Source organism: Paraburkholderia fungorum, assembly GCF_003610895.1.
Lineage (GTDB): Bacteria > Pseudomonadota > Gammaproteobacteria > Burkholderiales > Burkholderiaceae > Paraburkholderia > Paraburkholderia fungorum_B.
Map to the genome: position 1 here is coordinate 25,223 of NZ_MCAS01000026.1, position 26,548 is coordinate 51,770.

Annotated in this window: 24 protein-coding genes; 15 read left to right on the forward strand and 9 right to left on the reverse strand. The window is 62.6% G+C overall.

Features of this window, described 5'->3' with window-relative positions:
* The first annotated feature begins 204 nt into the window (after positions 1–204).
* Both BCY88_RS23520 and BCY88_RS23525 read left to right on the forward strand, forming a co-directional pair.
* Positions 205–537, forward strand: coding sequence for a type II toxin-antitoxin system RelE/ParE family toxin (locus BCY88_RS23520; RefSeq protein WP_120346569.1), 333 nt, complete (start codon positions 205–207; stop codon positions 535–537).
* On the forward strand, positions 524–811 hold the full coding sequence (locus tag BCY88_RS23525; RefSeq protein WP_063498788.1) for a helix-turn-helix domain-containing protein: 288 nt from the start codon (positions 524–526) through the stop codon (positions 809–811). Before BCY88_RS23520 ends, BCY88_RS23525 begins: the two co-directional genes overlap by 14 nt.
* 9 nt (positions 812–820) lie before the next feature.
* On the opposite strand, the gene BCY88_RS23530 is transcribed toward BCY88_RS23525, so the two are convergent.
* The 4 genes from BCY88_RS23530 to BCY88_RS23545 form a co-directional block, all read right to left on the reverse strand.
* Positions 821–1,573 (reverse strand): IclR family transcriptional regulator, encoded by a 753-nt coding sequence (locus tag BCY88_RS23530; RefSeq protein WP_120346570.1) that lies wholly within the window; start codon positions 1,571–1,573, stop codon positions 821–823.
* Positions 1,574–1,591: 18 nt separating this feature from the next.
* Positions 1,592–2,758 carry an acyl-CoA dehydrogenase family protein gene (locus BCY88_RS23535; RefSeq protein WP_120346571.1) on the reverse strand — a complete coding sequence of 389 codons (1,167 nt, stop codon included), beginning with the start codon at positions 2,756–2,758 and terminating at the stop codon, positions 1,592–1,594.
* A 98-nt stretch (positions 2,759–2,856) separates the two neighbouring features.
* Entirely contained in the window at positions 2,857–4,158 is a 1,302-nt protein-coding gene (locus BCY88_RS23540) for a CitMHS family transporter (protein ID WP_120346572.1), read from the reverse strand.
* 168 nt (positions 4,159–4,326) lie between these two features.
* Positions 4,327–5,460, reverse strand: a complete 1,134-nt coding sequence (locus BCY88_RS23545) for a CaiB/BaiF CoA transferase family protein (RefSeq protein ID WP_120346628.1) — start codon at positions 5,458–5,460, stop codon at positions 4,327–4,329.
* A gap of 430 nt (positions 5,461–5,890) precedes the next feature.
* Here BCY88_RS23545 and BCY88_RS23550 point away from each other — a divergent pair, with 430 nt between their 5' ends.
* The 4 genes from BCY88_RS23550 to BCY88_RS23565 all read left to right on the forward strand — a co-directional run bounded on the left by BCY88_RS23550 (position 5,891) and on the right by BCY88_RS23565 (position 9,615).
* Positions 5,891–7,303 (forward strand): cytochrome ubiquinol oxidase subunit I, encoded by a 1,413-nt coding sequence (locus BCY88_RS23550; protein ID WP_120346573.1) that lies wholly within the window; start codon positions 5,891–5,893, stop codon positions 7,301–7,303.
* A gap of 29 nt (positions 7,304–7,332) precedes the next feature.
* On the forward strand, positions 7,333–8,337 hold the full coding sequence (cydB, locus tag BCY88_RS23555; RefSeq protein ID WP_120346574.1) for a cytochrome d ubiquinol oxidase subunit II: 1,005 nt from the start codon (positions 7,333–7,335) through the stop codon (positions 8,335–8,337).
* Positions 8,312–8,503, forward strand: coding sequence for a hypothetical protein (locus BCY88_RS23560; RefSeq protein ID WP_120346575.1), 192 nt, complete (start codon positions 8,312–8,314; stop codon positions 8,501–8,503). The genes cydB and BCY88_RS23560 overlap by 26 nt, the downstream gene beginning before the upstream one ends.
* Before the next feature lie 353 nt (positions 8,504–8,856).
* On the forward strand, positions 8,857–9,615 hold the full coding sequence (locus BCY88_RS23565) for a response regulator transcription factor (protein WP_120346576.1): 759 nt from the start codon (positions 8,857–8,859) through the stop codon (positions 9,613–9,615).
* A gap of 115 nt (positions 9,616–9,730) precedes the next feature.
* On the opposite strand, the gene BCY88_RS23570 is transcribed toward BCY88_RS23565, so the two are convergent.
* Entirely contained in the window at positions 9,731–11,512 is a 1,782-nt protein-coding gene (locus BCY88_RS23570; protein ID WP_120346629.1) for an ATP-binding response regulator, read from the reverse strand.
* Positions 11,513–11,932: 420 nt separating this feature from the next.
* Here BCY88_RS23570 and BCY88_RS23575 point away from each other — a divergent pair, with 420 nt between their 5' ends.
* The 4 genes from BCY88_RS23575 to BCY88_RS23590 all read left to right on the forward strand — a co-directional run bounded on the left by BCY88_RS23575 (position 11,933) and on the right by BCY88_RS23590 (position 18,119).
* Positions 11,933–12,724 carry a hypothetical protein gene (locus BCY88_RS23575; protein WP_120346577.1) on the forward strand — a complete coding sequence of 264 codons (792 nt, stop codon included), beginning with the start codon at positions 11,933–11,935 and terminating at the stop codon, positions 12,722–12,724.
* 208 nt (positions 12,725–12,932) lie between these two features.
* A complete protein-coding gene (locus BCY88_RS23580; RefSeq protein ID WP_120346578.1) occupies positions 12,933–16,343 on the forward strand; it encodes an alpha/beta fold hydrolase in 3,411 nt (1,136 codons plus the stop codon).
* A 196-nt stretch (positions 16,344–16,539) separates the two neighbouring features.
* Positions 16,540–17,322, forward strand: a complete 783-nt coding sequence (locus BCY88_RS23585; RefSeq protein ID WP_120346579.1) for a substrate-binding domain-containing protein — start codon at positions 16,540–16,542, stop codon at positions 17,320–17,322.
* A gap of 20 nt (positions 17,323–17,342) precedes the next feature.
* Complete coding sequence (locus BCY88_RS23590) at positions 17,343–18,119, forward strand: hypothetical protein (protein ID WP_120346580.1); 777 nt, start codon at positions 17,343–17,345, stop codon at positions 18,117–18,119.
* Between the two features lie 20 nt (positions 18,120–18,139).
* On the opposite strand, the gene BCY88_RS23595 is transcribed toward BCY88_RS23590, so the two are convergent.
* Positions 18,140–19,588 carry an FAD-binding oxidoreductase gene (locus BCY88_RS23595; RefSeq protein ID WP_120346581.1) on the reverse strand — a complete coding sequence of 483 codons (1,449 nt, stop codon included), beginning with the start codon at positions 19,586–19,588 and terminating at the stop codon, positions 18,140–18,142.
* Positions 19,585–20,574, reverse strand: a complete 990-nt coding sequence (locus tag BCY88_RS23600) for an isopenicillin N synthase family dioxygenase (protein ID WP_120346582.1) — start codon at positions 20,572–20,574, stop codon at positions 19,585–19,587. Before BCY88_RS23600 ends, BCY88_RS23595 begins: the two co-directional genes overlap by 4 nt.
* A gap of 283 nt (positions 20,575–20,857) precedes the next feature.
* On the opposite strand from BCY88_RS23600, the gene BCY88_RS23605 reads away from it, so the two are divergent.
* From BCY88_RS23605 to hutC (BCY88_RS23625), 5 genes are read left to right on the forward strand one after another with little or no spacing between them, the layout of a single operon-like run.
* Positions 20,858–21,685, forward strand: a complete 828-nt coding sequence (locus BCY88_RS23605; protein ID WP_120346583.1) for a transporter substrate-binding domain-containing protein — start codon at positions 20,858–20,860, stop codon at positions 21,683–21,685.
* Positions 21,686–21,708: 23 nt separating this feature from the next.
* Positions 21,709–22,359, forward strand: coding sequence for an amino acid ABC transporter permease (locus BCY88_RS23610; RefSeq protein ID WP_120346584.1), 651 nt, complete (start codon positions 21,709–21,711; stop codon positions 22,357–22,359).
* Positions 22,360–22,388: 29 nt separating this feature from the next.
* Positions 22,389–23,051, forward strand: a complete 663-nt coding sequence (locus BCY88_RS23615) for an amino acid ABC transporter permease (protein WP_120346585.1) — start codon at positions 22,389–22,391, stop codon at positions 23,049–23,051.
* Between the two features lie 19 nt (positions 23,052–23,070).
* A complete protein-coding gene (locus tag BCY88_RS23620; RefSeq protein ID WP_120346586.1) occupies positions 23,071–23,940 on the forward strand; it encodes an amino acid ABC transporter ATP-binding protein in 870 nt (289 codons plus the stop codon).
* Positions 23,937–24,686 carry a histidine utilization repressor gene (gene hutC, locus BCY88_RS23625; RefSeq protein WP_120346587.1) on the forward strand — a complete coding sequence of 250 codons (750 nt, stop codon included), beginning with the start codon at positions 23,937–23,939 and terminating at the stop codon, positions 24,684–24,686. Before BCY88_RS23620 ends, hutC (BCY88_RS23625) begins: the two co-directional genes overlap by 4 nt.
* Before the next feature lie 57 nt (positions 24,687–24,743).
* Here hutC (BCY88_RS23625) and hutC (BCY88_RS23630) read toward each other — a convergent pair whose 3' ends face one another.
* Together hutC (BCY88_RS23630) and BCY88_RS23635 are read right to left on the reverse strand one after the other, a co-directional pair.
* The gene (hutC, locus tag BCY88_RS23630; protein ID WP_183081438.1) at positions 24,744–25,427 is read right to left on the reverse strand and encodes a histidine utilization repressor; all 684 of its coding nucleotides are present in this window, start codon (positions 25,425–25,427) and stop codon (positions 24,744–24,746) included.
* A 348-nt stretch (positions 25,428–25,775) separates the two neighbouring features.
* The gene (locus tag BCY88_RS23635; RefSeq protein ID WP_120346589.1) at positions 25,776–26,456 is read right to left on the reverse strand and encodes a methyltransferase family protein; all 681 of its coding nucleotides are present in this window, start codon (positions 26,454–26,456) and stop codon (positions 25,776–25,778) included.
* Positions 26,457–26,548 lie beyond the last annotated feature (92 nt).

Sequence of the window (26,548 nt, forward strand, 5' to 3'; positions counted from 1 at the left end):
CTATCGCGCCCCGCACGCCTCGAACCAACCGAACTGCCAGTTGCGCCAATGCCGTCGTAACCGCTCATCGCGGTCCTGCCTTCGCCCTCTTCCCTTCGTTCGATTCTCAGCCGGGCAATGCCCCCGCCTTTTGCTGCATGACACCAACAATCGGCGACGTCGTGTGCTTGTGCATTAATAACATATTTGTTATCATCAATTTCAATGGCATTTACGATTGGCTTTTACAACGAAAAGGTCAAAGTGAACGTTGCCTCCTTGCCGAAAACGCTGCTCGCGCGCTTTATCGCGCTGGCCGATCGCATGGAGGAACACGGCCCGAATCTCGGTGAGCCGCACACCGCGTCAATGGGTGGCGGTTTGTTCGAGATGCGCCTCAAAGGTGCGGAAGGCATCGCCAGAGTGTTCTACTGCGCGATCGTCGAACGGCAAATCGTCATGCTTCACAGCTTCGTGAAGAAGTCGCAACAAACGCCACGCAACGAACTGGACGTGGCGCGCAAAAGACTGCTGGAGATCAGAAATGGCAACTTATAAGGCAATGCGCGAACGGGCGCTCGCCGATCCCGAAGTACGTGCCGAATACGAACGGCTGAACCGCGAAGAATTCGCACTGCTCGATCAGATGCTCGCCGCACGGCGTGAAGCCGGTTTGACTCAAGCGCAGGTCGCCGAGCGTATGGGCACGAAAGCGCCGGCCATCACCCGGCTGGAACGGGCGCTTGCTTCAGGACAGCACTCGCCTTCTATCGACACGCTGCGCCGCTACGCGGCCGCGTGCGGCAAACAACTCTTTATCTCGATCGCCTAGCCGGCGTCGTTATTCCTGCGGTTCCTGCTGCTCCTGCGCCTCGATCGCCTGCTTCACGCGCATCAGTTCACGCGCATGGGCCTTCTGATCTTTCTGTATGCGCTCGGTCGGGCCCACCACCGAAAGACCATACAGGTCCCCGCCAATCGTCATGGCCACCGCGATCGCCGAGAGCTCCGGCGCGCTCTCGCCGAGATTGGCGCACCAGCCCTGAACCTTTGCATTCGCTGCTTGCGCGACAAGCGCGGGCAGATCGGCAACCGTTGCAGCGGTGAAGCGTTCGAACGACAGTTGTGCGCCGAGTGATTGCTGCGCCGTGGTATCGAGTTCACCGAAAATCGCCTTGCCGATCGAGTTCGCGTGCAACGGACGCAACTCGCCGGGCGCACGCGTATAACGAATCGCCTTGGTCGACTCGACCACGTCGAGATACACCACAGCGGTACCGTGAATCTTGCCGAGCACCGCCGTCTCGCCACTCGCGTCGCGCAATTCCACAAGGCGCGGATGAACCATCTCGACGATTGGGTCGACCGCATTGATCGCGTTTGCGAGCAATTGCAAACGACGCGTCGGATAGTAGCCGCCGCGTTTTCTGACCTCGTACAGGTAGCCGCGGCTCACCAGCGTGCGAGCAAGCGCGAGACAGCTCGACACCGGCACGTTCAGCAAACGCGCGAGTTCGGTGAGCGGCAGCGGCCGTTGTTCGGCGGCGAACAGTTCGAACAGGTCTAACGTGCGGGCAACGAGTTTGACATCCATGGCGGCGAGGTGAAACGCTCAGTACGACTTCGGCAGGCCCAGTACTTTCTCCGCGATGAAACACATGATCATCTGCGGGCTCACGGGCGCGAGCCTCGGAATCATACACTCCCGCAGATAGCGTTCGACATGATATTCCTTCGCGTAACCCATCCCGCCGAGCGTGGCGATCGCCGTCTGGCATGACTGGAATGCGGCTTCCGCGGCGAGATACTTGGCCGCGTTGGCTTCGGCGCCGCAGGGTTGACCGGCGTCGTAGAGCGAGGCGGCTTTGAACACCATCAGGTTGGCCGCTTCGAGCTGCATCCAGGCCTGGGCGAGCGGGTGCTGAATGGCCTGGTTCTGGCCAATCGGCCGGCCAAATACCACGCGTTCCTTCGCGTACTGCGTCGCGCGCTTCAACGCCGCCTGACCGAGACCGATGGCTTCGGCGGCAATCAGGATGCGCTCGGGGTTCAGGCCATGCAGCAAATAGCGAAAACCAGCGCCCTCCTCGCCGATGCGGTCCTCGACAGGCACACGCAGGTTGTCGATGAACAGCATGTTCGAATCAACCGCCTTGCGGCCCATCTTTTCGATCTCGCGCACCTCCACGCGCTCGCGGTCGAGGTCGGTATAGAACAGCGTGAGGCCGTCGGTCGGTTTGGCGGCCTGGTCGAGCGGCGTGGTCCGCGCAATGATCAGCATCTTGTTCGCGACCTGAGCCGTCGAGATCCAGATCTTGCGGCCAGTCAGCACGTAGTGTTCTCCCTCACGCACCGCCTGGGTTTTCAGATGCGTGGTATCGAGCCCGGCGTCCGGTTCGGTTACCGCGAAGCAGGCCTTGTCGCGGCCCTCGATCAGCGGCGGTAAAAAACGGCGCTTCTGTTCGTCGTTGCCGAACACCTGCACCGGGTTAAGTCCGAAGATGTTCATATGCACCGCCGAGGCGCCCGATAAGCCCGCGCCCGTGCCGCTGATCGTACGCATCATCAACGCGGCTTCGGTCATGCCGAGACCGGAGCCGCCATATTCCGGCGACATCGCGATACCGAGCCAGCCGGCATCGGCCAGCGTGCGATGAAAGTCATGCGGAAAACCGCCGTCGCGGTCGCGAGCGAGCCAGTACTCGTCGTCGTATTTTTCGCAGATCTTTTCGATCGCGGCCTGGATCGATTGCTGGTCTTCAGTGAGGTCGAAATTCATGTCTACATCCTGGGTCGTTGCTGGGTCGTTACTGCCGGGTCACTACTGCCTGGTACCTGCGCCTCGTCAAACATAGGCGAAGCGCGCTCAAAGCGGATTTACAGTGGAAACACCCCGATCAACACCGCGGTGAACACCATGAGGATCGTGGCGGCGAACAGAAAGGGAATCGTGAATTTCTGGTGCTCGGCCAGTTCGACACCGGTCAGGCCGACGATCAGAAACGTCGCGGGCGTCAGCGGACTCACCGGAAAACCGGTTGTCATCTGGCCGAGCAAGGCGGCCTGCGCCATCTGCACCGGCGGCACGCCGAGCATCTTCGCGCTCTCGGCCAGCACCGGCAGAATGCCGAAGTAAAACGAATCGGGATCGAACAGCAGGCTCAAAGGCATCGAGACGAGCCCCAGCACGAACGGCATATGGCGCGCATGATCGACCGGCACGTGCTGCACCACGACCTGCGCCATCGCCGCGAGCATGCCGGTGCCGGACATGATGCCGGTGAACGCGCCGGCCGCGAGAAGGACGCTCGCCATCATCAGCGCGGCTTTGGCGTGCGCGTCGATACGCTCGCGCTGCTGCCTGACGTCGGGATAGTTGATGATCAATGCGGCAACCGTGCCGAGCATGAACATCACCATCGGATCGACAATGCCCGATACCAGCGTGACCAGCACAATCAGCGTCAATGCAAGATTGATCCAGAAGCGGCCCGGGCGGCGCAGCGCCCGTTCCTCGGGCGTGAGTTCGCGAGGTGTCACCGCGACCGCCGCCGCACTCGCGCGATCGAGACCGAGGCGCTTTTCTTCACGCTTGCCGAGCACATACGCGGTGCCGAACACGAACACCAGACCGACGATCTGCACCGGAATCATCGGATAAAAAATCACCGTGCCGGGAATATGCAAGGCGGCCGAGGCGCGCAGCATCGGCCCGACCCACGGCAGAAAATTGACACCGGCCGCCATCGACGCCACGCATGCGAGAATCCGCTTGTCGATGCCAAGGCGCGTGTACAGCGGCAGCATCGCGGGCAAGGTGACGAGGAACGTCACCGCGCCGGAGCCGTCGAGGTGAATCAGCAATGCGAGCAAGGCCGAGCCCATCACAATACGCGTCGGATGGCAGCCGACCACGCGCAATACCCCGTTGATGATCGGATCGAGCATGCCCGCATCCGTCAGGATGCCGAAGAAAAGAATAGCAAACACAAACATACCGGCTACCGGCCCGATGTTCTGCACGCCGTGCACGATGTACTTGCCCGTCGACAGCCCAAAACCGGCAACGAGCGCCGCCCCGATCGGCACGACGATCAGCGCGACCAGCGGCGAAAGGCGCTTCGTGATGATCAACCCGAATAGCGCAACAATGGCGACCGTACCGATCAGCGCGAGCATCGTGCGGCTCCTCGCGTGCAGTGCGCCCACTCGAGGGGCGCGATGAACCAGAACGTGAAACCCGACGGCGAGCGTCGTCCTGCGCGATCAATGCACATGCTGTCTCCTTGGCGGCACGCGGCCGCTCCTTGTTGTATCGACGGGGTTGCCTGAAGCGATGCGAAAACGTCAGTCGTCAGCGGGCGGCTTGCCGAAGACCTGTTCGGCGTGCTCATTGAGTGCCGGAGGCGTACTACGGTAACTGGCCGGCGTGCGGCTCAGCTTGATCGGCGACGCAATGCCCTGGTACGTGCCCATTTCCACCCGCATGCCGCGATGTGCCGTATGCGGATGCTCCAGCGCCGCACCCAGCCCAAGCACCGGCGCACACGGCACGCCGCGCCGGATCAGCGTGTCGGCGAGCAACTCGCCTTCCCACGACGCAAAGCGTTTCTCGAGTTCGGCGCGCAATTCGCGGCGATGCGCGCTGCGCTCCTTATTGCTGGCAAAACGCGGATCCTCGACGAGCACCTGCGCATCGATCACGGCGCACAGTCCCGCGAACTGCGCGTTGTTGCCCACTGCCAGAAAAATATCGACGCTGCCCGTATGGAACATGTCGTACGGCGTGATGTTGGGATGCGCGTTGCCGCTGCGTTGCGGCTCTTTACCCGAGTAAAACCAGTTCGGCGTATGCGGATGCAGGAGCGACAGCGCGCAATCGAACAAGGTCGATTCGACGAACTGCCCCCGCCCGCTCGTCTCGCGTTCGCGCAGCGCCATCAGGACGCCGAGCGCGGCGTTCAACCCGGTGACCAGATCGACGATCGGCACGCCGATGCGCAACGGCGCGCCGCCCGCCTCGCCGTTCACGCTCATCAAACCGGTGAGTGCCTGGACCGCCGCGTCGTAACCGGGCAAAGCGCCGAGCGGGCCATCCGCACCGAAGCCGGACACCCGGCAATGCACGAGCCGCGGAAAACGCGCCTGCAAGGTGTCGTAGCCGAGGCCCCAACGTTCCAGCGTGCCGATCTTGAAGTTTTCGACGAGTACGTCGGCCGTCTCGAGCAGCGCCAGCAGTTTCTGACGCTCCGACTCCTGCCGCAGATCGAGCGTGACGCCGAGTTTGTTGCGATTCACGCCAATGAAATACGAGGCCGTGTCGCCATCGAACGGCGGCCCCCAGGTGCGGGTTTCGTCGCCGTCAGGCGGTTCGACCTTGATGACCTCGGCGCCGTGGTCAGCGAGGATTTGCGTGCAATACGGACCACCCAGCACGCGTGACAGATCGACGATGCGGAGTCCCGCGAGCGAACCGGGCATGAGATTGAGCAAGGCTTGTCTCCTGATGGGCCGGGAACACATCGCGGCCATTAATTCCTGCACATGAATAAAACTTTATGCTCAAGAAATATTGAAGTCAAGCGGCTTGCGGGGGACCCCAGGCCCACGCAACAGACGTAAAGGCGTCAAGGATCGTTGCTGCAGCGCGGTCTATTGCCGCAGTTTCGCACCAGCTACGTGCAATGCATGCAAGCGCGCAATTAGGAAAACTTGATACCTATCAACGATTTGCCGTCTCAAAATCGAAAATTCGCGCGAAACAAGGTGGTTTTTTGACGCACGTCGCGTTGCAGCAAAAAACAACGCGTTCCCCTACTCTTGCGCCATCTGCCCAGCGCAGTGCGCACCGACAACGGTCGACGCGCGTAGTCCGCCTCCGGGCACGACGCACCTAAGCCACTTCACGCTCATGAACTCCGCAATTTCGGCATTCGATCTCGCCCGCATTCAATTTGCGTTCACCGTTTCGTTTCACATTGTTTTTCCGGCGCTCAGCATCGGCCTCGCCAGCTTCATCGCCGTGCTCGAATGGCGCTGGCTGAAAACCGGCAAGGCGTACTACAAAGATCTTTGCCTGTTCTGGTCGAAGATCTTCGCAGTCGCCTTCGGTATGGGCGTCGTGTCCGGCGTCGTGATGAGCTACCAGTTCGGCACCAACTGGTCAGGCTTCTCCAGTTTCGCCGGACCGATCACCGGGCCGCTCCTGATGTACGAGGTGATGACCGCGTTCTTCCTCGAGGCGGGCTTCCTCGGCATCATGCTGTTCGGCTGGCAGCGTGTGAGTCCGCGCGCCCACTTCGGCGCCACGCTGATGGTGGCGATCGGCACGCTGATCTCGACCTTCTGGATTCTCGCGTCCAATAGCTGGATGCAAACGCCGCAAGGCTTTGAAGTCGTGAACGGCCACGTCGTGCCGCTCGACTGGTTCAAGATCATTTTCAACCCCTCGTTCCCGTACCGGCTCGCGCATATGGCGCTGGCGGCATTCATCGTCGCGGGGCTGGTGGTGGCGGCGGTGGGCGCATGGCATCTGCTGCGCGGCCGGCGCGATCCGGCGGTCAAAAAGATGTTCTCGATGGCGCTCTGGCTGCTTCTGATCCTCACGCCGATTCAGGCATTCGTCGGCGATCAGCATGGTTTGAACACGCGCAAGTATCAGCCGGCCAAAATCGCCGCGATCGAGGGTCTGTGGGAAACCGAGAAAGGCGGCACGCCGCTGAATCTGTTCGGCATTCCCGACATGCAGGCGGAGACCACGCGTTACGCGGTGTCGATTCCGCACCTCGGCAGCCTGATCCTCACGCATAGCTGGGACGGCGAGATTCGCGGCCTGAAGGAATTCCCACCCGAAGACCGCCCGAACTCGACGGTGGTGTTCTGGAGCTTTCGCATCATGGCCGGGCTCGGCGTGCTGATGATCCTGATGTCGCTCGCCGCGTGGGTACTGCGCCGCCGGCAACGCCTGTTCGAAGCGAAGTGGTTTCAGCGTGTCGTGGTGGCAATGGGCCCGACCGGCTTCATCACCTTGCTGGCGGGTTGGGTCACCACGGAAGCAGGCCGTCAGCCGTGGGTGGTGTACGGCGTGATGCGCACCTCGCAGGCGGTGTCGCCGCTCACCGCGCAGCAGGTCGGCATCTCGCTGATGGCGTTCGTGGTGGTCTATTTCCTCGTGTTCGGCACCGGCATCTACTACATGCTCAAGCTGATGCGCGCGGGCCCCGCACTGCCGGGACACACCCCGCACGGCGTGCCGGAACACACGCCGAATCAGACCGCGCGCCGCCCCCTGTCCGCCGCCGATCAGATGATCGACGCGGCCTGACCTGAACCTGCCAGACAAAGAGAAAGAAAATGGACGTAACCGTAGCGTGGGCCGCGATCATCGCACTGGGCCTATTCATGTACGTGGTGCTCGACGGCTTCGATCTGGGCATCGGCATCGTCTTCCCGTTCTTCCCCGATGAAAAAGAACGCGACCTGATGATGAATACCGTCGCGCCCGTGTGGGACGGCAACGAAACCTGGCTGGTGCTGGGCGGCGCCGCGCTGTTCGCGGTGTTTCCGGTGGTCTACTCGACCGTGCTGTCCGCGCTGTACCTGCCGCTGATCTTCATGCTCGTGTGTCTGATTTTCCGCGGCGTGTCGTTCGAGATTCGCACCAAGGCCAAGCGCACGAAACATTTGTGGGACCTGGCGTTCATCGGCGGATCGGCGGGCGCCACCTTCTTTCAGGGCATCGTGCTGGGCGCGTTCCTGCAAGGCATCCCGGTGATCGACGGCGGCTATGCGGGCGACGCCTTCGGCTGGCTCACGCCGTTCAGTCTGCTGACCGGCCTCGGTCTGGTGATCACCTACGCACTGCTCGGCTGTTGCTGGCTGGTTGCGAAAACCGAAGGCGATCTGCAGCGCCGCCTGCATCGCGTTGTGTGGCCGTTGACGCTCGTGCTGCTCGGGTTCATCGCAATGGTCAGTCTGTGGACGCCGCTGCAAGATCCGAATATCGCGCAACGCTGGTTCCACGACAACCTGTTCTACCGGCTGCTGCCTGTGCCGTTCCTTGTGGCGGTCTGCGCATTCTTCATGCATCGCGCGGTACGCGCGCGGCATCACAACACGCCGTTCGTGCTGGCGCTGCTGCTGGTGCTGCTAGGCTATGCCGGGTTGCTGGTGAGCTTGTGGCCGTATGCGATTCCTTCGAGCATGACCCTCTGGGAAGCCGCCGCGCCGCGCTCGAGCCAGATGTTCACGTTAGTTGGCGCGGCGGTGATTCTGCCGGTCATCATCGCGTATACGACGATGGGTTATTGGGTATTTCGAGGCAAGGTGCGTCATGGCGACCAACATCACTATCACTAAGGACACGGACCTCAAGGCCGCCCGCAACGGCTCTCACCTGCCCACGCGCAGGCTGCCTGGCTGGCTGTGGTTCGTCGCGCTGTGGTGTTTCGGCGTGGGCTCGGCAATGTCGCTCGGATTCGCGTTCAAGCTTCTGATGAATGCCACGTTATTCGCCGTCAAATGAGTCACGTATTCGAATCACGCATTCGTGTGATTTCATCTGGTGCGCATAACCTGCGGATTCATGCGTAGACTGCTTCAAAATAGTGTCATGCGGCTCGTCTTCCTACCAAGCCGGAACCTATGCGCGGGAGACCTGCCTTACACAATATGCTGGTGCATCGAACCAGCCGGCGAGCATATAACCAGACTGTCAAATTATGCGGCGGGCCGCAAAGCTCGCCGCGCCATCGATCGGCATATGATCGCGGGGTAGCCGGCCATGACGCCAAACGAAAATAGAAGTAAAACGGGAAGAGCAGCCAGCAGCACGGCGGTGGTAGTCCACAACGCGCAGGTCCGACTCGCGGAGACATTATGAAGTTTCTTGTGGCCGACGACCATGAACTGATCCGGCAAGGCGTCAAAGGGTTGTTGCGCGGCCTCGACCCCGACGCGCAATTCGACGAAGCCGATAGCTGGGAAACACTCGCTGCCGCCGCGCGGCCCGACGCCGACCACGACCTCGCCATCGTCGATCTGCATATGCCGGGCATGGGCGGCGCTTCGTCGCTTGAGGTGCTGCTGAAGGCGAACCCCGCGTTGCCGGTCGTCGTTCTCTCCGCCGAAGAATCGCCCGACGAAATGCGCGCGGTGCTGGCCGCCGGCGCGCTGGGTTTCGTCCCCAAACGGCAGCCTGCCAGCGTCATGCTCAAGGCGATCGAACTGGTTCTGTCAGGCGGCGCCTATGTGCCGATGGAAGCACTCAGCCTGCTGGGCTCGCGCGAAACGCAAGCCGTGCCTGCACATGCCGACACGGCGGCCGAGCTGGCCGTTCAGGGCGCCGCGCGTGCCTCGACTCAAGGCGGCGCCGCGCTCACTGAACCGATCGTCCAGATCCAGGCGCTTCAGCCGCACCAGCAGCATCTGCTGGAAAACCTGTCGCCCAGACAGCAAGACATCATGCGGCTCGTGCATCGCGGCTGGACCAACAAGATGATCGCCCGTGAACTGGGTGTCGCGGAGGGCACCGTCAAGGTTCATCTGTCGGTGATCTTCCGGGCGCTCGGCGTGCACAACCGCTCCACGGCGATTGCCGTGATCAACGGCTGGCTCGAAGCCGGGAAAACCCTGTAACGACGGATACCCGCGGGCGGCGCTCATGCCGCCTTTTGCGCTGGCTGCTTTTTACGCTGGCCGCCTTTTGCGCTGGCTGCCTTTTACGCTAGCCGCCTTTTACTTAGCCCACCCGTTACGCCGCCCGCCCCTTATCCAGTTCAGCCTGTTGCCACAACATTTCCAGGGTACGCCGCAAGCGCGCCGGTGTGACCGGTTTGTGCAGCACCGGAATCCCCTGCAAGGCCAGCGCCGCCAGTTCCGCCGACGCCATGTCGCCCGTGATCAGCAAGGTCACCACGCTTTCGTGTCCGGCCCGCGCGAGCACATTGCGCACGGCCGACAACGCCTGGGCGCCTGTCCGGTGATTGGCCAGCTGGTAGTCGCATAACACCGCATCCGGCACGAAGCCGTCTTCCAGCGCGACAAGTGCATCGACCTCGTCGTGCGCGCCACGCACGATGCAACCCCAGCGTCCCAGCAGACTGGCGAGCCCCTCGAGAATCGACGGTTCGTCGTCGATGCAGAGTACGCGCCGTCCCTGGGCCGACGGGCCACCCGCCACCGTCTCGTTCAGGCTGGCAACAATTCCACTGGCGTCGCCCGGCCGCACGGGAAAGCGGAACGTCGAACCGCGGCCCGGCGCCGAGCGGAATTGCAGCTCGCCGCCGAGCATCTCGACGAGGCGCTTCACCGTCGGCAAGCCTAGACCGTGGCCCTGGCGTGCATCGCGCTGCGGATTGGCAACCTGATAGAACTCTTCGAAAATTCGCTCGTGCTCTTCGGCCGGAATGCCGACGCCGGAATCGCGCACCTCGATATAGCCACCTGAAGCTCGACCCGCGCGGCGATAGCCCACCCAGATCGCGCCCTCCTCGGTATAGCGCACCGCGTTCGAGAGCAGATTGCTCAGCACACGTTCGACCAGCACCGGATCGTCATGCACGACCGCCGATGCCGGCGCGATCCGCAACGCCAGGCCCTTGGCCGCAGCTTGCGGCCGGTACTGGCTGCCGACCCGCTCGAACAGTTCCGACAGCCGGAAATGCAGTCGGATTACCTGAGTCACGCCACTTTCGAGTCTGGCGAGATCGAGCACCTGGTTGAACAGCTGGTTCAACGCTTCGACGTTATAGACGATGTGCTGAGCCGTCTTCGCGTGCTGCACGGGCGTCGCCGCCGTGTCGTTGAGCGAAGCCGCCAGCAGGCCGATCGCGTGCAGCGGCTGGCGCAAATCGTGACTCGCGGCGGCGAAAAAGCGCGTTTTGGCAAGACTCGCCTCTTCGGCGACACGCTTTTGCGCCGCCAGCGACTCGGCCAGATATTGCTGGTCGACACGAGCCTGCACGACCTGGTGGAACAGCTTGCGATAGCTGAGCGCGTAGACGTTGATCGCGCAGAAGAAGAACGCGAGGACGATCGCGAGAATCGTGCGATCGAACGTGTGCGTGCCGAAATGCAGCACGATCGAGGGCAGCAGCAGAAACGGAATCGAGGTCGAGAAGTTGAGCAGATCGAAGCCGTTCGACATGAATACGCCGGCGGCCAGCGTCACGAGCATCACCGTGTGCAGCAGCGGCAGGTCGGTCTGCGGACTCTGGAACGCGAACCACACCGCCAATCCCGGCCCGCTATACAGCAGCATGCCGCGCACCGCATGCAGATTGATCCAGCCGCGCGGCGTGACCAGATGCGGATAGCGGCGATTGCAGATCCACAACGCGAGGCCGGCGCAATTGGCCGCCGCGTAGAAGCCGAAGCACGCCATGAACAGCCGCGGCGACGGAATGTTCGGCCAGTAGATCGCCACCAGCACCGCGATCGAGAACCAGTGCGAAAAGAAGGCGATTGGGTCTTGCGCGTATAGCACGCGCACCAGGTCTTCGTCGATTGCACGCTGGATTGGGGCGGCCCGCATCATGCGGTCTCCTTTGTCGGCCGGAGTGGGTGCTTTAGCGCCTATTGCGGTCCCATGCAAGATGTTGGCGGTCCGGCACGGCGGATTCGAAGGCATGGGACGAAACTTAAACGGCACAGGCATCGTACAGGCCCGGCGCGCGAGCGTTGCTGCATCAGCTATTGCGGTACTCGACCGCGCCGCTGCGGTCATTCGGTGCAACTCACGGCTTTCAGAAGGCAAACAGACAAAAACAGGCGGGCGTACGGATGGTTTACCCGACAGTTTACCCATCAGCTAACACTTAATCCATATAGGCGAAGCCGGCGCCGAAAACCATACTGACGTCACTTTCAAGCGCGGTTTAACAGTTTCAGCCCCCTTCCCTGCCTGCAGTCAAGGCTCCCCGCGCTCCTGGTCTTTCCCCTTATGGAGGTTTTCATGGGCGCAGTTCCGAGCCACGCGTTCGTCCGCAATCTCGACGATGCGATCCTGCCCGACCTGTGGCGCCGGCGCACCCAGTTGTCCGGCGACGAAATGGTGTCGATGGTCGATCTGGTCAAGCGGGCGCTGCGTACCTATCACCCGCTTGAATTGCAGGCGCTTGGTGAAGACAAGGAAGAACTGGTCGCGCAGTTCATCTACGCGAAGGTGCTGCGCCTCGCTCCGGGCCACACCGACACCAATGCCTGCGCCGACAGCGCGCCGTCCAACGGCTACGCACTGTGCGCGTATTTTCGCCGGTACCTGATCGACTGCCTGCGCAGCGCCGGCCATCAGCGCAATGTGTCGATGGAAAACGAAGGCATGGCGCAGGAAATCGATCTGCACGCGCAGGCGCTGGAAGATCCCGTCGAAAGCGTGCTGCTGCAATACGGTCTCAATGAACAAGGCGTGCGGCTTGCGGCGCGCGCGTTTATCGACAGCCTCGACGAGCCGGAGCGCATCGTACTGGCCGGCAGCCTCGGCTGGTGCTCGGAAGGCAAAGGCGGTCTGTCGGCGGTTGCGGCTCAGCATCGTGTGCCCTCATATCACTATCGCGCCGTCAAACTTGGCGTCACCATGAAAAAGACGGCCGGCGCCACCGAATTTTCCAATACCAAGATCGGCCGCTGGCTGACCGACGAACTCGGCATCGAGATCGACGCCGACAATCGCGCGGTGATTCTGCTCGCGTTGAACCTGCTCGCCGCCGAATCGAGCGACAGCGAAATGAATGAAGTAGCCGCCTAATAGCACCTTCAAAGACCGGCGCGGGGCGACGGCCTCCGCTTTCCGGCCGTTCCGGAAAGCGGGCCGGTTCCGCGCACGCGCCCCGTACGATGCGCCTTTTTTTGACATCGTGCATCGCGTGGGATAAAAAAGCGGCAGCCGCGCACCGTCTTCCTTCCGAAGTCCGGGTTCCCCCACCCGGCATCCCCTTCCTGACGAGGTGGTCCTGATGAACCGCTTATCGAGCGCCCTGACAGCAATGCAGCCGCATTACGATGTAGTGGTGGTGGGTTCGGGTTATGGCGGTGCGATCGCCGCGAGCCGGATGGCGCGCGCCGGCAGAAGCGTGTGCGTGCTGGAACGCGGTCGCGAATTCATGGCCGGCGACTACCCCCGCACGCCGATCGAAGGCGCCGCGCAGATTCAGTACAACACCGCTCTCGCGCAAATCGGCTCGCCGCTCGCGCTGCTCGAAGTCCACGTGAATGAAGACGTGAATGCGGTGGTGGGCTGCGGATTGGGCGGCACCTCGCTGATCAACGCGAATGTTGCGCTCAAAGCCGACCCGCGCTTATGGGACGACCCGCGCTGGCCCGAGGCGCTACGCGCCGATGCGGCAGGACGCGACAAAGGCTACGAACTCGCGCACGCCATGCTGCAGCCGTCGGCGGTGTCCGGCGATTTTTTGCAGCTGCCCAAACTGCAGGCGCTCAAACAATCCGCGCAGGCGCTCGGCATGGCGGATCGCTTTTATCCACCTGAAGTCACCGTCACCTTCGAGGACCGGGTAAACGCGGCGGGTGTCGGGCAGAAGGCCTGCGTCGGTTGCGGCGATTGCAACTCCGGCTGCAATTACGATGCGAAGAATTCGACGCACATGAACTATCTGCCCGATGCCGTCGCGCATGGCGCCCATATTTTCACGGGCGCAGCGGTGCATTCGGTGGGTCGCGACGCGGCCACGCAAAAGTGGCTCGTGCGCTTTCAGGAGGTCAAGCTGGGCCGCGAGATTTATGACGCGCCCGATCTGTTCGTTGCCGCCGATATCGTCATCATGTCGGCCGGCACGATCGGTTCGACCGCCCTGCTGCTGCGCTCGCGCGAGGCGGGGCTCACCGTTTCGGACATGCTTGGCCACCACTTCACCGGCAACGGCGACGTCCTCGCCTTTGCCTACAACACCGAAGATGTCATCAACGGCGTAGGCTGGGGTGCGCACAAGCCAGGCGAGATCCCGGCGGTCGGCCCGACCATTACCGGCATCATCGACCACCGCAATACCCCTGACGTGAAAGACGGCTTCGTGATCGAAGAAGGTTCGCTCGCCGGCGCGGTCGGCGCTGCGATGACCGCCCTGCTCGGCGGCGCCGCGCCGCTCGAAGGCGTCGACATTCCCGCGCCGCGCGCCGCCGGGGAACCGCTCGGCTACGACGCGCGCGTGATCGAGAGCCTCCTGCGCGGCCCTTACCACGGCGCCCTCAACCACACGCAAACCTACCTGGTGATGGCGCACGACGACGAAAGCGGCCAGATCAGCGTGGACGACCGGGGCAGGCCGCGCATCGACTGGCCGAACGCCGGCAAGCAGCCGATCTTCCAGACCGTCGAAGAAACGCTCAAGAAAGCGCAGACACCGCTCGGCGGCAAATACGTGCGCAACCCGATCTCGACCGACCTGCTCGATAACCGCATCGTCACCGTCCATCCGCTCGGCGGCTGCGGGATGGGCGAAGACGCAGAGCGCGGTGTGGTCGACCATCAGGGCCGGGTTTTCAGCAGCGCAGCCGGAAATACGGTGCACGACGGCCTGTATGTGATGGATGGCGCGGTCATGCCGATGTCGCTCGGTGTCAATCCGCTGCTGACGATTTCCGCGCTGGCGGAACGCAATTGCGCGCTGCTCGCCAACGCGCGAGGCTGGAACATCGACTACCAGGCCTTGGGCACCGACGCTGCACCCGCGCCTCAACAGATCGGGCTGCGTTTCACCGAAACGATGGTCGGCACCTATACGCCGGCCGTCGAGGGCGAAGCCGCCACCAGTCCGATCGAATTCACGTTGACAGTCGAATCGGACAACCTCGCCGATATGCTGAGCAATCCGCAACATCTGGCCCACACCACCGGCACGCTGACTTGTCCCGCGCTCAGTGCGCAACCCATGACAATCACCGACGGCACCTTCAATCTGTTCGTGGTCAATGAATCGGACGTGGACCAGCGCAACATGAATTACCGCATGACGCTCAACGCCACCGAAGGCAAGACGTACACCCTGAGCGGACAGAAGATCATCACGCGAACGTCGCCAATCAATCTGTGGGAGCAGACCAACACGCTGTACGCCGAAATTCGCGAGCCGGCGCACACGGACGCGCCGGTAGTCGGCAAAGCGACGCTGATCATCACGCCCGAGAATTTCCTCAAGCAGCAACGCACGCTGGAAGTCACCAACGCACCCGATCTGGAAACGCGCCTCGAATGGACCCTGAAGTTCGGCAAGTTTTTCGCGGGCGTGCTGTTCACCGAATACGGCGGCGTGGCCGCGCCCTTGCAGTTTTACAACCCAGACGCGCCGCCGCGCCTGAAGCGCGCGCTGCGCGCACCCGTGCCGCAATTGGTCTTCTTCGACACACCCGACGGGACTACCCTGCGACTCACGCGCTACGCCGCGCCGCCCAACGCGCCGCTGCGCCCCGTGCTGCTGATTCACGGCTCGGGCGTGTCGAGCCGGATCTTCTCCACCGATCTGACCGGGACCAATCTGGTGGAGTATCTCTGCGCGGCCGGCTATGACGTGTGGCTCGTCGACCTGCGCGTCAGCATCGAAATGCCGAGCGTGCTGGTGCCGACCACCGTCGACAAGGTCGCTCGCGAGGACATCCCGGCTGCGGTCGCCAAAGTACGGGCTTTGACCGGCCTGCAGGACATTCAGGTTCTGGGCCACTGCATGGGTGGGATGGCATTGACGATGTCGCTGCTGGCGGGCCTCGAAGGCGTGCGCTCGGCGGTTATCTCGCAGGTCTCGGCGCACCCGGTGCCGGGCACGCTGGAGAAGATCAAGTGCGGCCTGCACGTGCCGGACATCATGGCGCATCTCGGCGTGCACGACCTGACCGCCTTTACGGAACGCGGCTCGTGGCCGCAGAATCTGCTCGACGAAGCGTTGCGCCTCTACCCGCTGAATCACCAACAGGGCTGCGGAAGTCCGATCTGTCACCGCACGACCTTCCTTTACGGCCTGCTCTACGAACATCAACAATTGAACGAGACGCTTCACGCGAACCTGCAGGAATTGTTCGGCGTGCACGACATCGAAGTGTTCAGGCATCTGGCCGCCATGGTGCGCGCGGGCAAGGTTGTCGATGCGGCCGGTAAAGACGTGTATCTGACGGGGACGGACGGCATGAGAGGTCTGCAAGGCATGCGACTGCCGATCGGCTTCATCCACGGCGAAAAAAACGAAACCTATCTGCCGGTGAGCACCGAGTTCACGTACGACATGCTGGTCAAGCACTTCCCCGAGCAGCCTTATGAACGGCATCTGATTCCCGGCTACGGGCATATCGACTGCATCTTCGGCAAGAACGCGGCAGTGGATGTATTTCCGGTGATTGCGCGGTATCTGAATGCGCATTGACTAAGGGCAAGCGCCCTGTCGCCAGAAGATCGGAGAATCCGGCGGCTGCGTGTACGGGTTGCACGCAGCCCGCTATTCGGACCGCTGTTCAGGTATGGTATGTATAAGGGGGCGGGACGCTGCGGTTACAGTCAACGCGCGAAGCCCCGTGAGCGCATCACACTCTTATCCACATCACACTGCCACGCTTATCCGGATGAAAACCTTTTTTCAGACCCTGTTGGCCGCCGGGCTGTTGGCCAGCACCGTTGCAACAGCAAACGTACAGGCCGCCGAACTCCGCGTGATGAGTTCGGGCGGCTTCACCGCCGCCTATAAACTGCTCGGCCCCAAATTCACGGCGTCGACCGGCAACACGCTCGACACCATCCTCGGGCCGTCGATGGGTCAATCGCCGGAGGCGATTCCGAACCGGCTCGCGCGCGGCGAACATGCCGATGTGGTCATCATGGTCGGCTACGCGCTCGACGAGCTGATCAAGCAAGGCAAGGTGATTCCCGGATCGCGCGTCGAGCTGGCCGATTCCCGCATTGGCATGGCCGTGAAGAGCGGTGCGCCGAAGCCCGATATCAGTTCAGTCGAGGCACTGAAAGAGACCTTGCTCCATGCCCGATCGATCGCCTACTCGGACAGCGCGAGCGGGGTCTATATCGAGCGCGAGCTCTTCAGGAAGCTCGGCATCGAGGATCAGGTGAAAGCCAAGGCGAAGATGATCCCGAAGATTCCGGTCGCGTCGGTGGTCGCCAATGGCGACTACGAAGTGGGATTCCAGCAGGTCAGCGAGTTGCTGCCGGTGCCGGGCGCCACGTTCGTCGGAAAGATTCCGGAGTCGGTGCAATCGGTCACGCGCTATGCTGCGGGCATCCCGGTAGGCGCCGAACATCCGGAAGAGGCGAAGACACTGCTCGACTATCTCGCCTCACCCGCCGCACAACCCGTGGTCACATCGACCGGATTGGACCCTGTCGCAACACATTGAAAAAAATTTGGCTAAAAACTATGGAACAGTTGACCTTCGGGGCCTGCGTCAAAAAAGGCTGGATCAGTTCGTGGCAAGCCGTCACCCAGATGCCCTGGTTGTTCCTGGGTGTCTGCGCCGTATTGGCCTGCACCTCGCTGCTGATAGAACAACGTCCCGCCGCCGCTGACACTATGGATGCGATGACGCGTGTCGGCCACGGCCTGCTGTCGCTGGTCTGGTTCGTTCTGCAACTGGCGGTATCCGGCACGCTGACCATCAAGGTCCATCGTTTCGTGCTGCTTGGCGAAGGCGCGCATCCGCTCGTGCCGCTCAACGGCAAACCGCTCGCCCGCTATGCGCTGGTGTGGCTCGCCATCATGCTGGTCGTGCTGGCGATCATAGGGTTCACTTTTTTCGCCATGCGCTCGCTGAAGATGGGATTCCTGGTCTATGTGCCGCTGCTGCTCATATATCTGTTCGTGCTCATCCGCCTGAGCCTGCTCTATCCGTCCATCGCACTCGGCAGCCGGGTTGCCCTGCGCGCGGCGTGGCGGGACAGCCGTGGGCACGTATGGAGCATCATCGGCGTGGGCTTCGTGACTTATGTGCCGCTCTTTGTCGTCACCGCCCTCCTGTTCCTGATCGTTGGCCCGAAGATGCTGGCCACGCATCAGACCGAGGGTGTCGCCGTCCTCGCGATCTTTCAGGCGCTGCTCAATGCCGTGTTCGTCGTGTTCGCAGCGGCCTCGCTGTCATGGCTGTACCGGCGTTACGCCAACGAACTGCTCACGCATGCCGAAGACGCGCCGCGTTAATTCGCGCGGCGCGTCTTCGCTCAGAACAGCTTGCCTGGATTCAGAATGCCGTGCGGATCCAAAGCATGTTTGATCGCGGCCATGGCGGCCAATTCAGCCGGTGAGCGCGAGATCGGCAAGTACTCGCGCTTGAGCAAGCCAATCCCGTGTTCCGCCGACACCGAACCGCGCAACGGCCCCAGCATTTCGTAGACGAACCCATACACCGCACGGTGATCGACGCCGGGGATCGAATGGCCGTCGACGGTGACATGCAGATTCGAGTCGCCGATATGCCCAAAGAAATACGATGCGTTGCCCGGCCAGCGCTGGTCGAGCGCCGCGCGGCAACGATCGGCGAAAGCGCCGATCTCGCCGATCGGCAAGCTCACGTCGAAGTTGATCGCATCGAGCCGCACCGGAAACTCGGCGGTGCATTCGCGAATCGCCCATAACGCGCGCACGTCGGCCACCGATTGCGCGATCACCGCGTCACGGATCGCTTCTGTTTCGAGCGCTTCGGTCAGCGCGGCGGAGAAGCGCTCACCGTCGTCGCTTGCATCGAAGCTCGCGTGTTCGATCAATGCATAAAGCGCGTGCGAATCGGCGAACGGTGAACGCGTACCCGTTAGCTTCACGCCGAAATCGTAGAAATCCGGCCACATGATTTCGAACGCGCCAATGTCGTTGCCAAAGCGCGTCGACAGGCGGCGCAGCAGGTTCACGGCGGCGTCGTAACCGTCGAGTGCGACGAGCGCAGTGTGGCGCGCCGCACGCGGCGGATGGAGCCGCAGCACCGCGCGCGTGATCACGCCGAGCGTGCCTTCCGAACCGATGAACCAGTGTTTCAGGTCGTAGCCCGTATTGTTCTTGACCATCTTGCCGAGCGAAGTCAACACGTCGCCGTTGGCGAGCACGACTTCGAGGCCGAGTACCTGATCGCGCGCGGTGCCTGACTGGATCACGCGATTGCCGCCCGCGTTGGTCGCCAGATTGCCGCCAATCTGGCACGAGCCGCGTGCGCCGAGATCGAGCGCGAGTTCGAAGCCGGCTTCGGCAGCGGCTTCCTGCGCGGTTTGCAACGTGGTGCCGGCGCGCACGGTGAGCGTGGCCGAGGCGGTGTCGATTTCTTCCACACCGGCGAGCCGCTCGAGCGACAGCGCGATATCGGTCGCCCGCGCAATTGCGCCGCCGGCAAGGCCGGTCATGCCGCCCTGCGGCACCACGGGTTGATGCGCCGCGTGGCAAATCGCCAGCGCGCGCGAGACGTCTTCCGTGCTGCGCGGCAGGAGCAGCGCAGCCGGACGCGTCGGATCGTGGCGCGTCCAGTCGGTCATCGCATGTTCGCCGATCTGCTCGCCCACGCGCACCGCGTCGGCGCCGAGCGCGGCACGCAGTGCATCGAGCGTGGCTGAAAGCGGCGCGGCCTGATGGATTGCGTTGCCCCCTGACCTGCTCGCTACGCCGTTTGCCAAACTGTTATCTGTCATGCAGTGGTTCCTTGCGTCCCTGCCGCGGACGCTTTCTTCCGATAACCCATGGAATCGTTGATCCGCCCAAGAATGTAGTCGCCCGCGGCAACCGGCTGGTACTTGAGGTCGGCGTCGCTGGTACCGAGCTCACGCGGATCGACCATCGCTCCGTAAGTAGGATCATAAAACGTCGCGATCGAGTAGCGCTCGCGCCCCGACGCATTGATCACGCGATGCAAGGTGGAGCGGAAGCGGTCATTGGTCCAGCGCGCCAGCAGATCGCCGACGTTCACCACGAAGCTGCCCTCGATCGGCGGCGCATCGACCCACGTTTCGTTGGCGATCTCGCGTACCTGCAGGCCGCCCACCTGATCCTGCCACAGCAAGGTAATGCAGCCGTAGTCGGTGTGCGGCGCAACACCGAACTGATCGGCGTCCGATTGCGGCGGCTGCGGGGGATAGTAGACCATCTGCGTGCGCTGCATGCGCTTCGTATAGCGCGGCGCGAAGAAATGCTCGTCGACGTCGAGACTCACCGCCACCGCCCGCAGCAGATCGGCGCCGCATGCGGCCACCGCTTCGTAATAACCGTAAAGCGCGGGCTGCAACGCAGGCATGAAATCCGGCCAGTTGTTCGGCCCGCGCAGCGCCTGCCCCGCGCGCACATCGGGATCGTCCTCCGGCAATTCGAGGCCGATGCTGAAGAACTCCTTGTAGTCAGGGCGCTTTGCCTGATACATGGTGGCGTCACCGAGCGCGTTGAAACCTCGATGCCGTTGATTGACCGCCGCGCGCCGCTTGGTCTCGACAGGAAACGCAAAGAACGTGCGCGCCGCCTGTGCGGCTCTATCGATTGCCGCTTGCGGCACACCGTGATTGACGACGTAGAAGAAGCCGATCGTGGTGCACGCTTCGCGGATTTCATACGCCACGCGTGTCAAAGCCTGTGGGTCGCCCGCGCGAACGCCGGCAAGGTCGATGATCGGAATGCGGGTCACGGGCATTGCGCTGCTCCCTGGAAAACTTCGATTCAACTGATGAAAGAGGCTTGTGAACCGGCGTGCGAATCGCTCGCGCCTGTCATGGGTCCTCGTGCATCTTCGTTGTATATACCGCCAAAAGCGCACCCGCAAGTTGCTTTGCGGGGCCTCGCATAAGGGCTTTTCTCTACTCGCGTGTTTATTTATTTCGCGCGAAAAGTGCGGTATATACTGCCTCGAATGACTCGCGCAGAGCCGGCCGACAAACCGCTTTCGCGCGCTACCGCTTTGCCAACCGGAGAATCCCATGAGCATCCTTGCAGGCTGGAAGTGTCGTTTGGTCATGCTGGCGTTGTGCGCGGCAAGCGTCAGCGCCCACGCGGAAGACCAGCTCGCCAAAGTGAAGAAAGCCGGCGAACTCGTAGTCGGCACCGAGATGCAGTTCGCGCCTTTCGACTTCCTTGAAAACGGCCAGCAAGCGGGCTTCAATAAGGATCTGTTCGCCGAGGTCGGCAAGGAACTGGGCGTGAAGGTGCGCTTTATCGACCTGCCGTGGCCGAGCGTGCTGCCTGGTCTCGAAGCCGGCAAGTTCGACATGGTGGGCGGCCCGCTGACCGTGACCAAGGCGCGCATGGAACGCTACACGTACACCCTGCCGGTCGCGGACGCCACCGACGCGCTGCTCAAGCGCGCCAACGACACCGCCGTCAAGCAATCGTCGGATATTGCCGGCAAGACTGTCGGCGCGGGCAAAGGCTCGGCCCAACTCGACCAGCTGAAGGCCTATGTCGCCACCTTGCCGAAGCCGCCTGAAATCCGCGAATACGTCGACAACAATCAGGCCTACGCCGACCTCGCCGCCGGCCGCATCGCGGCGGTCGCGAACTCGATGACCAACATCGCGTATGTCGCCAAGCAACGGCCCGAAACCTTCGCCGTGGTGCAGCCGCCGTTCGGCGCGAAAGTGTACTTTGCTTACTGCCTGCGTAAAGATGCGGATAGCAAGCCGCTTGCGGATGCCTTCAACGCCGCGCTCGTGAAAATGCACAACGACGGGCGCCTCGCGACCCTGCAGAAAAAGTGGTTCGGTGTTGCGATGGATGCGCCGACCACGATGCCGACGCCGAACTATTGATGCATTGAGCGAGCGCGACGCTTATGTTCAGCACAACCGTGTTTCTCCAGGGTTTGCCGCTGCTGCTGCATGCCGCGCTCGCCACTATCGGCATTTCGCTGACCGGTCTCGTAATCGGTTTCTTTGTCGCGATCGGCGTATGTGCCGCGCGTCTTTCGCCGAAGCGCGCCGCCCGCATGTTCGGCGGCGCCTATGTATTCTTCTTTCGCGGCGTGCCGATGCTCGTGCAACTGTTGCTGGTGTACTACCTGCTGCCGTTCGCCGGGATCAATGTCTCGCCCATCGTTGCGGCTATCAGCGCCGTGTCGCTGTGTTCCGCTTCCTATATCGCCGAGATTCTGCGCGGCGGCTTCCTCAGCATTCCGCCGGGCCATCTCGAAGCCGCGCGTATGCTCGGGCTTTCACCGTTCGACATGCTGCGGCGCATTCTGGTGCCGCAGGCGTTCCGCTTGACGCTGCCCTCGCTCGTGAATGAAATGGTGCTGCTGATCAAGGCTTCGTCGCTGATCTCGGTGGTCGGCGTGGCCGAACTGACACGCACCGCCCAGAACATTGCGGCCAGCACGTATCGGCCGCTTGAAGCCTATCTTGCCGCCGGGCTGATTTACTTTGTGATCTGCGGATGCCTCACGCTCGTTGCGCACGCCGCGGAATACCGTTTGCAGCACGCCTAAGCAATTCTGAGCCCGAGACCGAACACGTCATGCAAACGCTCGACCCCACCGTCATCACGCACAATCTGCAGCCGATTGCCGCCGGTCTCGCGACCACGCTCGGCACCTGGGCCGCGGGCGTGACGATCGGCATCCTGATCGGCTTTCTGATCGCAGTCCTGCAACTCTTTTGCGGACGCTGGGTGCGCGGCGCATTGCGCTTCTATATCGAACTGTTTCGCGGCACGCCATTCCTCGTGCAGCTGTTTTTGCTCTACTACGGCGGCCCTTCCTTCGGCCTCACGCTCGAACCGATGACGGCCGGCGTACTCGGCCTGGGCCTCTACGGCAGCGCGTATTTTGCCGAAGCGTTTCGCTCCGGCTTTCAATCGGTGCCGCCGGGTCATCTCGAAGCGGCGTCCTGCCTCGGGCTCACCCGCTGGCAAGCCATCCTGCGCATTCAGGTACCGCAAATGCTGGTGCTGATCGTACCCGCGCTCACCAACCTGATCATTGTGCTGAGCAAGGAAACCGCCGTACTGTCGATCGTCACCGTCCCCGAACTCACGTTCGTGCTGACCGGCATCGGCTCGGCCACCTTCGCTTTCGTCGAAACGCTGCTGGTGCTGTGCGTGTGCTATCTCGCGCTGGTTGAACTGACCTCGCGGGTTGGCATGTGGGCCGAAACCCGCATCGCGCGCTTCATGGCATGAACGGAGTCCGGACCACCCTATGAACGCTATCGCCGACATGCCCTCCTCCGCGTCCACCGCTGCTTTCGATACGCCCCCCGGCGCACCGCTGATCGAAGTGCGCGGCCTGAAGAAACGCTTCGGCGAAGTCGAAGTGCTGCGCGGCGTCGATCTCGAGATCGCCCGCTCCGAAGTGGTCTGCATCATCGGGCCGTCGGGCTCGGGCAAAAGCACCCTGCTGCGCTGCCTCGCCGCGCTTGAAACCTACGATCAGGGCGACGTGCGCATCGAAGGCGAACTGCTCGGCTATAGCGAGCGCAACGGAAAACGCGTGCGAGCGTCGCAAAGCGAGATCAATCGCGTGCGGCGCAACGTCGGCATGGTGTTTCAGCAATTCAATCTGTGGCCGCACATGAGCGCGCTCGGCAATGTGATGGAAGCCTTGCTACGCGTGCGCCATCTCTCACATGACGAAGCGCGCCGCCGCGCCAATGCGATGCTGGAAACAGTCGGCCTTGCGCATAAGGGCGATGCCTACCCGTCGAAACTCTCGGGTGGTCAGCAGCAGCGCGTTGCCATTGCGCGCGCGCTGGCCATGGAGCCGCACATCATGCTGTTCGACGAGCCAACCTCGGCGCTCGATCCCGAACTGGTGGGCGAGGTGTTGCAAGTGATGAAGCAGCTGGCGCGCGACGGCATGACGATGGCCGTGGTCACGCATGAAATGGGCTTTGCCGCGCAGGTCGCCGACAAGGTCATGTTCATCGACCAGGGGCGCATCGCCGTAGAAGGCAAGCCGCGCGAAGTCTTTCACGATGCGGGGCAACCGCGTTTGCGGCAGTTCCTGCAAAACTATTTCGACCGCAACGCGTTCTGGGCGCGCGGTCCCGACGACGTAGAGCCGCAATGAAAACCACGCACGCGGCAACCGAGGCGCCGGCCGCACGCTACGAACAGGTCAAGAACCATATTCGCCAGATCATCGAATCGGGCGGACGGCAAGCGGGTGAGCGCCTGCCCTCCGAGCAGGAGCTGGTCACGACGCTCGGCGTGTCGCGCATGACAGCGAACCGCGCGCTGCGCGAACTCGCCGATGAAGGTCTCGTGACCCGCGTGTCCGGCGTCGGTACGTTCGTCGCGCAAACCAAGCCGCAATCCACACTGCTGATGATCGCCCATATCGGCGATGAAATCCGCTCGCGGGGGCATGAATACAGCTACGACACGGTCCTCGCGCAACGGGAAACCGCGCCGGTGACGGTGTCGAACGCGCTAGGGCTCGCGCCCGGCGCTTCCGTGTTTCATGTCATTTGCGTGCATCGCGAGAACGGCTTGCCGGTGCAGCTCGAAGACCGCTATGTCAATCCGGTAACCGCGCCTGACTTCCTGAAGCAGGACTTCTCCACGACGAGGCCATCCGAGTATCTGTTCGTGACCGTGCCGGCGCATGACGTCGAGCATGTGGTCGACGCGGGTTTGCCGACACGCGCCGAGGCCGAGTTGCTGGAAATTCGCGCCGACGAACCGTGCCTGACGCTGATGCGCCGCACGTGGACAAGCGGCGTGGCGGTCACGTTCGCACGTTTCGTGCACCCGGGTTCGCGGTACCGGCTGGGTTGCCGGTTCACGCCGGACCTGTCGCAGCGCCAGGGCTAGGGCTACGGACGCTGGGCGAGCAGCGCGCGCGGCGTGCTCTCGCGCGCGTCGTGTCGCTTATACGTTTCCCGCCAGATGAAAACGCGATGCCGGATGCCACAACTGCACCGACGTCGCCACATCGTCACCCACCCACGTGCGGCGCCATAGCTGCAGACAGGGCTCGCCGATATCCATCATCAGATGCCGCCGCACATACGCGTCGGGCTTCTGCGCATAGATGCGGAACTCCGCGCGCTGGATCGGCGCGAGCCGCACCATATAGTGATTCGGCGTCTCCACGGTGAAGTCCTGGTGCAGATAGTCGGGAAACACTTTCGGATTGACGTAGCGATCTTCGTACTGAATCGGCTCGCCCTCTTCGCTGTGCACGATGCACGAGTGAAACGCAGGGCCGCCGGCGAGGCCGAGCGCTTCGAGCGCGTGTGGATCGTCGCTGGGTTCGAGCATCAATACACGCGCCGAATGACGGTGGCCGCGCGCGGCGATTTCGTCGGCAATATTGCGGATTTCCAGTATCGTCGATTCGTAGCGCTGCGGCGCGACGAACGTGCCGGAACCTTGCACGCGCGTCAGCACGCGTTCGGTGGTGAGTTCGCGCAGTGCGCGCGACACCGTCATGCGCGCGACGCCGAATTCCTTGACCAGCTCCGTTTCGGATGGAATCAAGCCGCCGGGCTTCCAGTCTCCCTCGCTGATGCGCCTGAGTACATAGCGCTTGATCTGCTCATAGGCCGGCATTGCCTTGGCGGGTGTCTCCTGGGTGCGGCCAGCGGTGGCCTGCGTCTCTGCGGTTTGCGCGTTTGTGTTTGTAATAGTGTTCACGTCGACCTCGTGGGTGGTACGCGGGTGGTACACATTTTGGCCGGTTCACCGGCGGGTAAGCCCGCTCACCGGCTTTGTCTCCGTTATTGCAATCGATTACTTCGGGTCCGCCTGTCCAATATCCGGCCCGGGCCGAATATTACCCAGGTTTGGCAGCGATGGCGGCATTCCATCGGCGACCACGCAACACGCGATCGCCATATCGTTCGCTGCCAGCCGGTCAACGCGATAGATCGGCACGACGCGGCGCACGCATGGCGCGCCCTACCAGATGAACGGCACGAAGCGGTAACGCACGCGCGAGGTGTAGTCGGTATAACCGTCGAGTTGCTCTGCCAGGACGCGCTCCTCGCGTATCGCGCGCCAGCCGAGACCGATCACCAGCAGCGGTACGCAGGCAACGCCCCACCACGAGCCAAGCAGCAAGGGCGTGCCGATGAACAGCAGCAACGCGGCCGCATACATGGGGTGACGGACGTGGGCATACGGGCCGGTGTCGATGACCTTGTGCCCGCGGCCAGACTGGATCTTCACAACCGGCGCGGCATAGCTGTTGGCCCGGAAGACAATCAGGCACAGCAGAAGGCAAACGAAAATGCATAGCGAGCCGAAGCTCACCAGCCAGACCGGAAACGGCGCCGACCAGCGATAACGCATTGCGTCGAGTCCCATCAGGACGAGCCACGCGCTCCACGCCACCGTCACGGCCACCATGAAAATCCGGTCCCAGCGGCTTTGTTGCGCCTGAACGATCGGTGCGAGACGCTCGGCAAGCAGAGCGGGATCGTGACGCGCCAGCCACAACCCGATCCACACACTCAGCCCGCCCGTCTCGATCAGATACCACCACCCGGCGGGCCACGCGAGCGTGCCTGCCGCGCCGAACATCAGCGCGCCCATGCATGCGAGCCAGACCACCGTTTGCAGGATAAGGCGCTTGATCATGGTTGGGGCGTGGTGCTCGTGAGAGGTTGCTGGTAAGCCGCTGCGCAAGGCGCAGTGGCGGATGCGCGCGCCCGGATCGAAGCCTGAGTACC

Bases quoted from the DNA above. Each gene is read 5' to 3' on its own strand.
- BCY88_RS23565 (WP_120346576.1), top strand. From the start codon at position 8,857: ATGAAGTTTCTTGTGGCCGACGACCATGAACTGATCCGGCAAGGCGTC.
- BCY88_RS23610 (WP_120346584.1), top strand. From the start codon at position 21,709: ATGTTCAGCACAACCGTGTTTCTCCAGGGTTTGCCGCTGCTGCTGCAT.
- BCY88_RS23600 (WP_120346582.1), bottom strand. From the start codon at position 20,574: ATGCCCGTGACCCGCATTCCGATCATCGACCTTGCCGGCGTTCGCGCG.
- hutC (WP_120346587.1), top strand. From the start codon at position 23,937: ATGAAAACCACGCACGCGGCAACCGAGGCGCCGGCCGCACGCTACGAA.
- BCY88_RS23615 (WP_120346585.1), top strand. From the start codon at position 22,389: ATGCAAACGCTCGACCCCACCGTCATCACGCACAATCTGCAGCCGATT.
- BCY88_RS23570 (WP_120346629.1), bottom strand. From the start codon at position 11,512: ATGCGGGCCGCCCCAATCCAGCGTGCAATCGACGAAGACCTGGTGCGC.
- BCY88_RS23575 (WP_120346577.1), top strand. From the start codon at position 11,933: ATGGGCGCAGTTCCGAGCCACGCGTTCGTCCGCAATCTCGACGATGCG.
- BCY88_RS23635 (WP_120346589.1), bottom strand. From the start codon at position 26,456: ATGATCAAGCGCCTTATCCTGCAAACGGTGGTCTGGCTCGCATGCATG.
- BCY88_RS23560 (WP_120346575.1), top strand. From the start codon at position 8,312: ATGGCGACCAACATCACTATCACTAAGGACACGGACCTCAAGGCCGCC.
- BCY88_RS23605 (WP_120346583.1), top strand. From the start codon at position 20,858: ATGAGCATCCTTGCAGGCTGGAAGTGTCGTTTGGTCATGCTGGCGTTG.
- cydB (WP_120346574.1), top strand. From the start codon at position 7,333: ATGGACGTAACCGTAGCGTGGGCCGCGATCATCGCACTGGGCCTATTC.
- BCY88_RS23520 (WP_120346569.1), top strand. From the start codon at position 205: ATGGCATTTACGATTGGCTTTTACAACGAAAAGGTCAAAGTGAACGTT.
- BCY88_RS23620 (WP_120346586.1), top strand. From the start codon at position 23,071: ATGAACGCTATCGCCGACATGCCCTCCTCCGCGTCCACCGCTGCTTTC.
- BCY88_RS23580 (WP_120346578.1), top strand. From the start codon at position 12,933: ATGAACCGCTTATCGAGCGCCCTGACAGCAATGCAGCCGCATTACGAT.
- BCY88_RS23545 (WP_120346628.1), bottom strand. From the start codon at position 5,460: ATGCCCGGTTCGCTCGCGGGACTCCGCATCGTCGATCTGTCACGCGTG.
- hutC (WP_183081438.1), bottom strand. From the start codon at position 25,427: ATGCCGGCCTATGAGCAGATCAAGCGCTATGTACTCAGGCGCATCAGC.
- BCY88_RS23585 (WP_120346579.1), top strand. From the start codon at position 16,540: ATGAAAACCTTTTTTCAGACCCTGTTGGCCGCCGGGCTGTTGGCCAGC.
- BCY88_RS23525 (WP_063498788.1), top strand. From the start codon at position 524: ATGGCAACTTATAAGGCAATGCGCGAACGGGCGCTCGCCGATCCCGAA.
- BCY88_RS23540 (WP_120346572.1), bottom strand. From the start codon at position 4,158: ATGCTCGCGCTGATCGGTACGGTCGCCATTGTTGCGCTATTCGGGTTG.
- BCY88_RS23535 (WP_120346571.1), bottom strand. From the start codon at position 2,758: ATGAATTTCGACCTCACTGAAGACCAGCAATCGATCCAGGCCGCGATC.
- BCY88_RS23590 (WP_120346580.1), top strand. From the start codon at position 17,343: ATGGAACAGTTGACCTTCGGGGCCTGCGTCAAAAAAGGCTGGATCAGT.
- BCY88_RS23550 (WP_120346573.1), top strand. From the start codon at position 5,891: ATGAACTCCGCAATTTCGGCATTCGATCTCGCCCGCATTCAATTTGCG.
- BCY88_RS23595 (WP_120346581.1), bottom strand. From the start codon at position 19,588: ATGACAGATAACAGTTTGGCAAACGGCGTAGCGAGCAGGTCAGGGGGC.
- BCY88_RS23530 (WP_120346570.1), bottom strand. From the start codon at position 1,573: ATGGATGTCAAACTCGTTGCCCGCACGTTAGACCTGTTCGAACTGTTC.